General features: G+C 62.7%; 7 protein-coding genes. 4 read left to right on the top strand and 3 right to left on the bottom strand.

Features of this window, described 5'->3' with window-relative positions; genetic code table 11:
• The first annotated feature begins 352 nt into the window (after positions 1-352).
• Entirely contained in the window at positions 353-2,740 is a 2,388-nt protein-coding gene (locus tag EN969_RS06740; protein ID WP_024501825.1) for a polysaccharide biosynthesis tyrosine autokinase, read from the top strand.
• A gap of 76 nt (positions 2,741-2,816) precedes the next feature.
• On the opposite strand, the gene EN969_RS06735 is transcribed toward EN969_RS06740, so the two are convergent.
• From EN969_RS06735 to EN969_RS06725, 3 genes are all read right to left on the bottom strand, one after another.
• Positions 2,817-3,575 (bottom strand): metallophosphoesterase family protein, encoded by a 759-nt coding sequence (locus EN969_RS06735; protein WP_013528097.1) that lies wholly within the window; start codon positions 3,573-3,575, stop codon positions 2,817-2,819.
• Positions 3,576-3,821: 246 nt separating this feature from the next.
• Positions 3,822-4,904 carry an acyltransferase gene (locus EN969_RS06730; protein ID WP_063169889.1) on the bottom strand — a complete coding sequence of 361 codons (1,083 nt, stop codon included), beginning with the start codon at positions 4,902-4,904 and terminating at the stop codon, positions 3,822-3,824.
• A 112-nt stretch (positions 4,905-5,016) separates the two neighbouring features.
• Positions 5,017-6,924: a propionyl-CoA synthetase gene (locus EN969_RS06725; protein WP_063169890.1), complete on the bottom strand. Its 1,908-nt coding sequence runs from the start codon at positions 6,922-6,924 to the stop codon at positions 5,017-5,019.
• 209 nt (positions 6,925-7,133) lie between these two features.
• Between EN969_RS06725 and EN969_RS06720 the strand changes: the two genes are divergently transcribed.
• The 3 genes from EN969_RS06720 to EN969_RS06710 all read left to right on the top strand — a co-directional run.
• A complete protein-coding gene (locus EN969_RS06720; RefSeq protein ID WP_244514258.1) occupies positions 7,134-7,880 on the top strand; it encodes a DUF2259 domain-containing protein in 747 nt (248 codons plus the stop codon).
• 441 nt (positions 7,881-8,321) lie between these two features.
• Positions 8,322-8,609, top strand: a complete 288-nt coding sequence (locus EN969_RS06715) for a PqqD family protein (RefSeq protein WP_032898709.1) — start codon at positions 8,322-8,324, stop codon at positions 8,607-8,609.
• The coding region (locus EN969_RS06710; RefSeq protein WP_127419037.1) for a lasso peptide biosynthesis B2 protein at positions 8,609-8,909 on the top strand (301 nt) is incomplete at its 3' end. The genes EN969_RS06715 and EN969_RS06710, both read left to right, overlap by 1 nt.

Genomic DNA, 8,909 nt, shown 5'->3' with positions numbered 1-8,909 from the left:
GGGTTCATCCAGGCCAACATCGCCTTCGCGCTGGCGCGCGACGACATGAAGGGTCCGGTTTTCGAGATGCTTCAGGAGTTCGTCCGGTCGCATGAACGCCAGGAAGAAGCCGCATAATGCCCATCTTTCGGGAGTATCGTCGGATGGCCGGCGAAGAGGGGCCGGCAGGTTCTCTCCGTCTGGCACGACGCTTGCATTGCTCTGGCGATGCTCCCGATCTTCGAGGCGCCTGCAAGCCAAGGCATGATCCCTGAAAGTGGGTCCCGGTTTCCGGAAAAGATCATGTTGAAACAGTAAGATAGAGCCAATTGCGATCAATCGGAATAGGACCGGCTCTAGAATTGGACCGAAGATGAATTATGCCAACTTTCCTCTCGACAAGAGGATGCCATTGCCGAATTCGGACGCAGGAGACGGCGAAGACTTCATCGATATCGAGCGGCTGCTTGGCATGGCCGCACGGCAGGCCAAGGTGGTTGCCGTGTGTGCCGTCATCGGTCTCTTCCTGGGCCTGCTCTATTTGCAGACAACGCCGCCCAAATATCAGTCGATCGCCAGCGTGCTGATCGACGAGGGCTTGAACAAGATCGTCGACGACATTTCGGCGACGTCGACAACCATGCAGACCGATTCCGCCATCCTGAGCCAGATCGAGATCCTGACCTCGACGCGGCTTGCCGCCGTGGTCGTCGACAAGCTGAAGCTCGACCAGAACGACACGTTCATGAATCCGCCCCAGTCGGCGCTTGCCCAAGGCATAGGCCTCATCCGCGGCCTGATCCAGTATGTCCGCCCCAGCTCTTCCATGCCGGGTGGCGCTGACTTCAGCAAGCTCGACCCGGCCGCCCGCGATGCGCTGATCGCCACGTCGCGCCGCGACTACGCGATCCTCAAGCTGCAGAACGAGATCCGGGCGGAACGCGTCGGCCGAAGCTACGTCATCGCGCTCGGCTATCAGGCGACGGATCCGGCCTTGGCAAACGCCATCACCAAGGCCTATGCCGATGCCTATCTCGCCGATCAGCTCGATGCCAGCTTCGATGCCACCGAGCGGGCTGCGGTCTGGCTGCAGGGCCGGTTGACGGAGTTGCGCCAGAGCTCGCAGGCAGCTTCGCTCGCGGTTGAGAAATTCAGGGCCGAACATGGGCTGGCCGCCAACAGCGATGGCCAGCTGATGAGCGACAAGCAGCTTTCCGACCTCAACGCCCAGCTTATCGTGGCGCAGGCCGACACCGCACGCGCCAGCGCCCGCTACCAGCAGTACAAGGCCATCGTCGACAGCGGCTCCGAAAACGCTTTCAAGGATGCCGCCATATCGAGCGACCAGCCAAGCAGCTCGGTCATATCGGCGCTCAAGACCCGCTACCTCACAGTGGCCAAGCGGCTGCAGGACGTCGAGGCGAATTTCGGCCCCGAGCACCCGCAGGCGGTGGCTCTCTCCAAGGAGAAGGCCGACATATCGACGCAGATTTTCGGCGAGCTGAAGCAGCTGACCGAAAGCTATCGCAACGAATATGAGGTGGCGCAGGCACGCGAGACCGCGCTCAGGGCCAACGTCGCGGCCGCGCAAGGCAAGAGTTCCGTCGACAACCAGACGCAAGTCAAGCTGCGTGAACTCGATCAGCAGGCGACGGCGCTCACCACGCTCTATCAGACATTCCTGGGTCGTTACGAGGAAGCCGCGCAGCAGCAGTCCTTCCCGGTCGGCAAGATCCGCATCATCTCCGACGCGTCGATGCCGATGACGGCCTCAAGCCCGCGCACCATCGTCGTGCTCGGACTTTCGCTGGTGCTTGGCCTGCTGATGGGCGCCGGCTTTGGTGGCCTGAACGAGTTCAACGAACGCTTCTTCAGGACCGGCGAGGACGTGCGCGACCGCGTCAACCTGAAATTCCTCGGCTACCTGCCGACGATCGGCGGCAAGCTCGGCAAGGAAGAAAAGCCGGGCGAGACCCAGGTGGACGCCAAGACCACCCAATCGCTGTCTTCAGCCGAAAAGCGGGCGCGCATGCGGGTCAGCATCGATTCTCCAGCCTCGATGTTCTCCGAAACGCTGCGCAGCGCCAAGATCGCCTTCGACGTCGTGATGGAAGGGCAAGGCAGCCGCGTCATCGGCATCATCTCGGTGCTTCCCGGCGAGGGCAAGTCGACGGTCGCGGCAAATCTCGCCGGCTTGCTTGCCGCCAATGGCTCCAAGACGCTGCTGATCGACGGCGACTTGCGCAATCCCGGCCTCAGCCGAGGCCTTGGCATGGAAACCGAGCAGGGCTTGATGGAAGCGGTGGTCGGCGGCCAGACCTGGCAGTCCGTCGGCAAGATCGACAGGCAGACGAAGCTGGCGATCATCCCGGCGGTGCTGCGCGGTCACTTCTCGCATACCAGCGAACTTCTCTCCTCGGCCGGCATGCGGCGCTTCATCGAGAACGCCAAGGAGACGTTCGAATACATCGTCGTCGATCTGCCGCCGCTCGGACCGGTGGTCGACGCCAAGGCCTTCGCGCCATTGGTCGACGGTTTTGTACTGGTCACCGAGTGGGGGCGCACCCCGCGCGCGATGGTCAGGTCGATGCTGGAATCCGAACCCTATGTCGCCAACAAGATCGTCGGCGCGGTGCTGAACAAGGTCGATTTGAAGAAACTGGCCAAATACGGCTCGTTCGGCGGTTCGGAAAAATTCTTCGATAAATATTCGAGCTACTATCTGGAAAAGTCGGAAGTGCGCGGCAAGGCGCCGGTCTGACGTCGACCTTTGCGCGAGTGGGTCCACTCTGAAGTGTATCGATCTTCAGGCCAGCACACCTGAATATCGTTGCGCGTCAGGAGAAGATCAGCCTGCCTTGCTTGTCGGCGATCCTGACGGCGGTCAGGCGTCCGCTCTGGAAGGCGGCCGTGTCGATGCCGAGCCGGCGCCCTTCGAGCTTCGGGACATCCACCGGCGTATGCCCGTGCACCACCCAGCGGTCGAGCAGGTGCGTTGCCTCGAAGAAGTCCGAACGGATGTTGATCAGGTCATGGTCGGTTTGCGCCGCAAGGTCGACGCCGGGCCTGATGCCGGCGTGGACAAACACGAACTTCCGCGAACGGACCATGATCGGCAGCCCGCGCAGGAAGCTGACGTGATCGTCCGGAATGATCTCCCTTATGCGCCGGTCGATCTGCGCGCTGCTCCCGTAGAGGCTGGTGAGGCGCGCCGGATCGATGCCATAGGAAAACAGGGTTTGCAGGCCGCCCGTCGCCAGCCAGGGTTCGCGGGACAGATTTCCGTCGAGATAGTTCAGCATTGCCACTTCGTGGTTGCCCGCAAGACAAATGCGCTGAAATCCTTTCGGCGGCGGCGCCAGGAGGTGATCGAGCACCCGCGCCGACTGAAACCCCCGGTCGATGTAGTCGCCAAGCATGACGATGATCTTGCGGCTCTGGAAGCGCAGCGAATCGAGCAGGATCTTCTGCTCCAGCGCGCGGAGTTCCTTGTAGCAGCCATGCACGTCGCCGATCGCATAGACGACAGCGTCCTGCATATCGATATCGAGGCGCGGACGCGCCGCGATGCGGGGTTTTCGCTGGAACAGGGTCACGTGCCGGGCGTCTCGAGGCAAGCTCTCATGCCGAAGGCATAAGTGCCTGTTATCATGCCCGAAACGAAGAATTCCGCAATCGTGGAAAATGCAGCTGCGCCGGGTCGGCACCGCCAATGCATGTCGCTCGGAAGTGAGCTCCGTTTTGGGAGAGCGATCCGTGGAACAAAGGCCTGGGGTGGGCCTGAATCCGCTCAGGCGCGACATGCTTTAGGTCGGCGGCCGGGCCGGTCTGCCGGACCGTCGTCAGGCTGCCTTAAGCCGATAACGGAAAACGGTATGGTCGAGCAGCAGCCGGATGCGTGGTTCGGCCTCGGTCGCCACTAGCCAGCTTGCCGCGATCATCGTCGCGCCGACGACCGCCATCGAGAACAGATGCGGCAGACCGGCGCGGACCAGGATGCCGAGCAGGGCCGCGCCGACGACATCGTGCAGCAGGTAGAGCGGATAGGTCATCAGCCCGATCCGGCGCCAGCCGCTCCAGGAGAGGTCGAGCCGCAGCGACCACGCCATCAGCGCGATGCCTATGAGGAAGATGAGGATCGGCGGGGCGAAGGGCATATCACGCCCGACCTTCAGGATATGAACGTCGACCGAACTGGCGATCTGCAGCACACCACCGGCCAGGAACAGGGCGCAGAAGGCTAGGCGGGCGGCTGTCACCGCCTTGAAGCGCATCAGCCACAGCATGACGCCGGTGGCGAAGAACACGCCGTGATGCACCAGAAGCAGGTCGAGCGTGCGTGTTTCGGCAAGGTCGGCCCAGTCGAGCGGGCAGTAGAGGCACCAGAACAGCGCGCTGACCAGGCCGATGGCGAGCGCCACAATTTCCATTAGATGGAAGCGGCCGAGCCGCAGCAAGGTCCAGACGACGGCATAGAAGGCGATCTCGATGCCGAGCGTCCAGTAGACGCTGTCCACCCATGGCGCGTAAGGGGCGAACAGGCCGGTGCGGACGAGCCTGACGACGGCATCGGTCGGCCAGCTGAGGCCGACGATCAAAAGCACCGCCGCAGTGACCGGCGCACAGATCCACACGGCCGGCGCCAGCCGTTTCACCCTGGCTTCGAAAAACCGCAGGGGTGTCGACCTTTCGGCGCTGAAGGCGATGACGAAGCCGCTGATGACGAAGAAGATCTGGACGCCGACCCAGCCGGATTCGACCCAGGCGCCTATTGCCGGCTGCGGGGGAACGCCGCCCGTGGCGCGCGCCGAAACACCGTCAGGATACGCCCACACCCAGAAGCCATAGTGGTAGACCATGACCATGACGGCGGCGAGAAAGCGCAGGATGTCGACGCCGCCAAATGTAATCTTCTGCTGAGCCATGCGACCTTTGTCGATGGCCCCCCGCGAACGACTTTAGGGTGCATTGCTGCGTCGCACAATAAAAGTATTGCTTGCCGATCGAAAAGGTCGTCCGCGGCCCACCTTCAGTGGCTCAAAGGCCGATCCCACGTTCCTTCAGCGCCGCAGTGATCTCGTCGAGGATGACCGGATCGTCGATGGTTGCCGGCATGGCCCATTCCTCCTTGTCGGCGATCTTCTGCATGGTGCCGCGCAGGATCTTGCCCGATCGCGTCTTGGGCAGGCGCTTGATCGTCACCACCGTCTTGAAGGCGGCGACCGGGCCGATGCGTTCGCGCACCAGGCCGACCACCTCGTTCTCGATGGAGCCGATATCGCGGGTCACACCCGCATTCAGCACCACGAAGCCCAGCGGAACCTGGCCCTTCATGGCGTCGGCAATGCCGATGACCGCGCATTCGGCGACATCGGGATGGGCCGAAAGCACCTCTTCCATGGCGCCGGTTGACAGGCGGTGGCCGGCGACATTGATGATGTCATCGGTGCGGGCCATGACGTAGAGATAGCCGTCCTCGTCGACCATGCCGGCATCCGCCGTCTTGTAGAAGCCGGGGAACTCGTCGAGATAGGCTTGGCGGAACCGTTGATCGGCATTCCACAGCGTTGGCAGGCAGCCGGCCGGCAGCGGCAGTTTGATCACCACATTGCCCAGCGTGCCGCGCTTCACCTCATGGCCAGCATCGTCGAGCACGCGGATGTCGTAGCCGGGCATCGGCACGCCGGGCGAGCCGTATTTCACCGGCAGCAGGCCAAGGCCGGCGGGATTGATCGTCATCGGCGAGCCGGTCTCTGTCTGCCACCAATGGTCGACCACAGGCACATTCAGCTTCTGCTCCGCCCATTTGATGGTTTCCGGGTCGGCGCGCTCGCCGGCAAGAAACAGCGTGCGGAACTTCGAGAGGTCGTGTTTGGCAATGAACTCGCCCTTCGGGTCCTGCCCCTTGATGGCGCGGAATGCGGTCGGCGCGGTGAACAGCGCGACCACGCCATGCTCCGCTATCACCCGCCAGTAGGTGCCGGCATCGGGCGTGCCGACAGGCTTGCCCTCGAACAGGATGCTGGTGCAGCCATGCAGCAGCGGTCCGTAGACGATGTAGGAATGGCCGACCACCCAGCCGACATCGGATGCCGCCCAGAACACCTCGCCCGGCTTGACGCCGAACTCGTTTTCCATCGTCCATTTCAGTGCGACCATATGGCCGCCATTGTCGCGCACGATGCCCTTGGGCTGCCCGGTCGTGCCCGATGTGTAGATGATGTAGAGCGGATCGGTGGCAAGCACCGGCACGCAGTCGACATTGGCGCCCGCTGCCCGTTCGCGGGCGACGGCATCGGCGTAGTCGATGTCGAAATGCTCCTTCAACTCGCAGCGCAACTGGTCGCGCTGCAGGATCAGGCAGGCGTCCGGCTTGTGGCGGGAGATCTCGATCGCCTTGTCGAGCAACGGCTTGTAGGCAACGACGCGGCCTGGCTCCAGGCCACAGGATGCCGAAATGATCAGCTTCGGCCTGGCATCGTCGATGCGGGTGGCAAGCTCATGCGAGGCGAAGCCGCCGAAGACCACCGAATGCACCGCGCCGATGCGGGCGCAGGCGAGCATGGCGATGGCCGCCTCGGCCACCATCGGCATGTAGATGATGACGCGGTCACCCTTGCCGATGCCGCGGTTCTTCAGCACCGAAGTCAGCGCGACGACCTCGCGCTTCAGCTCGGCATAAGTGAACTTTTTCACGGTTCCGGCAATCGCACTGTCATGGATCAGCGCGATCTGGTCGGCGCGGCCGCCGGCGACGTGGCGGTCGATGGCATTGTAGCAGGTGTTGCAGGTGGCGCCGGTGAACCAGCGGCCATAGACACCGGCATTGGCGTCGAACACCTTGTCCCAGGGCGAATACCAGTCGATGGCGCCGGCCGCATCCGCCCAGAATTGTTCCGGATCGCGTTTCCAGCCTTCATAGACCTCGTGATAGCGTGAAGCCATCCATACCTCCCCGGGAAATGTTTTTCTTCCTTCCAGATAGCGCGCTCTACCCTTGGCCGCAAATCCACGCCATTGTGACGACGGCATCGACCTGGCGCTTGGGGGCAAGCAGTTATGAACTGCGAGACGGGACTGGGGTGGTGATGTCTGCTGCTGTGCGGATCATCGGGCGCTTTTCGCTATCATCGGTCATGGGCGCCGTACTTGCTATGTCCACCGGAACCGCTGAAGCCGGCGATGCCGCGGCACGGCACATCATCGGCTTTTCGCCGGATGGCGCTTATTTCGCCTTCGAGCAATATGGAACGCTCGACGCCGGCGCCTCGGACTCCGGCTGGTCTGAGATCGACGTCATCGATACCCGTACGGATCGGTTCGTTGGCGGTAAGCCGATCCTCGTCGTCGATGAGACGGAGGAGGCGACACTGACGCTGGAGCAGGCGAGGGCGCAGGCCGCCGCTCAGGCGGCGCCCATTCTCGCCCATTATGCAATCACATCCCCAGCCGAGCAGACAGCGTCCGACAAATTCACCTTTCCGGGTGAAATGGTTGCCTACAACGACATCTCCCGCCTCGAACAGGTGTCGCAGAAATGGCTGTCGCCGCTCCATGGCGAAACGGGCGTTTCGACCATCCAGCTCGACGAGATCCTGGCAGCCAGCACGAGCGATTGTTCGGCGAGTTTCGCAACGACGGAGCAGCGCGACACATCTGGCAAGGCACTCGGCTTCCGGCTGACGCTGCAAGGCCAGGACGGCAAGCCGTTCAAGATCCTGCACGAGGACAAGACCGTGCCGGGCTCAAGAAACTGCCCGACCTCCTACAGCCTGTCGGAATCCTACGAACTTACCCCGGCCGGCAAGCCGGCGGTGATCGTTGTGCTGGTGCAGCGTTTCAGCCAGGGTTTCGAGGGGCGCGATCGCCGCTTCCTCGCGGTGACCGGGGAGCCACGCTGAGAGGTCACGCCCAAGCGCTGGCAGCCGATCTGTCTGAAGGTTGTTTCTAGATCGGCAGGGCCACAAGCATGAGGCCAATGCCGCCAGCGATCAAAATGGCTGTCGCCAGCGCTTTTCTATGACGTTCGAAGCTCGTCGGAGCTCGCTCCCAATTGTAACGCATACGCTATCTCCCCAATACCCAGGCAGGTTTTACCTTACTTAGGGGAAGAAATGCAACGTCCGCTGCCGGCAGCCCGCTGTTTGTCACGTTTCATCGATAACTATTTCTGGGCCGAATGCGGCCGGGAAGACGCAACCGAGCAGGTTCTAACGCGACTGGCGCGGAGAATCTGTCAGCAAGGCCGTTGGTCCGTGCACCGGGCTCCCGTGATCGGCCGATAGACAGCGCTCCACCTCCGCGCTATCTGATTTCCGGGATGAGCATGGCTTGGAGGGGGCGTGGTGGAAATAGTCTCTGGAACCGTTCTGCGGCTGGCCGAGGATGCCTCGGTGCAGCATGTGGGCGATGGCGCAGTCGTGCTTTTGGCGCGCAGCGGCCAGCTCTATACATGCAACGGCACGACCGAAGCCTTTCTCGACAAGGTGGACGGCGCGCGCAACCTCGACCAGATCGTCGACCTGCTGTGCGAGGAGTTCGAGGTCGACAAGGGGACGCTCGATCAGGACATGGCGGCACTGGCCACGGATCTGATCTCGGAAGGTATCCTCGCCGCGCCAGGTGCTTGATGGCTGACGGCCCGCTCCTGCGCGCTCTTTTTCGCTGCCATCTCTGGGCGAGCGCGCGGCTGATGCCGGTCCTTGTCACCAACCGGAGCTTCGAGGAGGTGCTCAGATGGGCGCCGCTCGCCTCGTCGACGCCCTATCGCGGTCTGCCGTCCGCCTACATCGTCGAGAGCGTCAACCGCACGGTCCGCCACCCCTGGCTGATGCGTGACCGCAGGTGCTTGAGGGAAGGTCTGCTCGGTCATCGTTTCCTGCGACTAGCCGGCTTCGATCCGGACCTGCGCTTCGGCGTCGAACCGCAGT

Origin of the sequence: Mesorhizobium sp. M7A.F.Ca.CA.003.01.2.1, from assembly GCF_003998945.1 — a bacterium.
GTDB classification, from domain to species: Bacteria; Pseudomonadota; Alphaproteobacteria; order Rhizobiales; family Rhizobiaceae; genus Mesorhizobium; species Mesorhizobium ciceri.
This window is presented reverse-complemented; position numbering and strand designations above follow the sequence as displayed.

Excerpts from the sequence above, each read along its gene's own strand:
- EN969_RS06720 (WP_244514258.1), top strand. The coding sequence starts at position 7,134 with ATGTCCACCGGAACCGCTGAAGCCGGCGATGCCGCGGCACGGCACATC.
- EN969_RS06725 (WP_063169890.1), bottom strand. The coding sequence starts at position 6,924 with ATGGCTTCACGCTATCACGAGGTCTATGAAGGCTGGAAACGCGATCCG.
- EN969_RS06730 (WP_063169889.1), bottom strand. The coding sequence starts at position 4,904 with ATGGCTCAGCAGAAGATTACATTTGGCGGCGTCGACATCCTGCGCTTT.
- EN969_RS06740 (WP_024501825.1), top strand. The coding sequence starts at position 353 with ATGAATTATGCCAACTTTCCTCTCGACAAGAGGATGCCATTGCCGAAT.